At 34.1% G+C, this 1,019-nt stretch carries 1 protein-coding gene; it reads left to right on the forward strand.

Annotation, left to right across the window (positions count from 1 at the left end):
- A partial coding sequence (locus AC23MB_RS14275) for a bestrophin family protein (RefSeq protein WP_487787642.1) occupies positions 1-884 on the forward strand: 884 nt, incomplete at its 5' end.
- Positions 885-1,019: the final 135 nt, after the last annotated feature.

The raw sequence follows: 1,019 nt of genomic DNA on the forward strand, positions 1-1,019 counted from the left end.
AAGGGCTACTTCAACTATTAAAAATTGCAACACCGTTTATTTTAATTACAACGGTTTACACAATTCTTGTTCTTGGACTTGAAGAGTATTTCGGTGACCACATTTACAAGATATCTGGACAAATTGGTTCTGTATTTGGACTTGCGGTCGCTTTTTTCTTGGGTTTCAGAATGAATTCGGCTTATGACAGATGGTGGGAAGCAAGAAAAATATTTGGTGAATTGACTAACAATACACGAAGTTTTGTTGCTAAAATTTATGCCTATTATGGCAATGAAGAGAATTTTAAAGATACAACAAAAACCGATTTTAAAGTTGAAGCCCTCAAATTAATTGAATTGAGCATTTTATACATTCGTCAATTAAAAAATGAAATGCACCATAATTTCAAGCCAACTTTTAATGAGCAAACAATTGCAATTCTAAACGAGTTTAAAATAAATACCGAAAACAAAATCTCAAACGAAATATTGGTTGCAATCACAAAGCGTATTGAAGACAATTTTACTTCAAAAGCAAATATTGAAAAAGGAGATTTAATGCAACACATAAATCGGTTTTACGACATTCAAGGAAAAGCTGAAAGAATAAAAAATACGCCTTTTTTGATGATTTACAGTGCATTTACCAAAATAATTGTAAGCTTCTATGTCATACTTATTCCATTATTTATTGGTGACATTGACTTGGGTGGCGAAGAAAGTGGCTTTGAGTTTTTAGCTATTCCAATTATGGTTATTATAAGCACAGCATTTTTGACAATAAACAAACTCGCAAACTTGTATGGAGAACCATTTTCGGAAAACAAAACATCTGTAACCATTGACGACATTTGTAAGACAATAGAACAGAATTGTAATGAAGTATGCGACAAGCTGAAATAAAAACTACGCCTAACACGGGTTTGGCAAAAGTGGCGGTTCAGTGCTCCGCAGCCACATTTGTGGTTAATCAAAGTTTGGTTCTCCGCATCAACATTTGTGGTGAAAATCGCCACCTTCGCCAAGCCCGAAACCGTT

It is taken from the genome of Soonwooa sp. T0.1_25 (assembly GCF_057652215.1).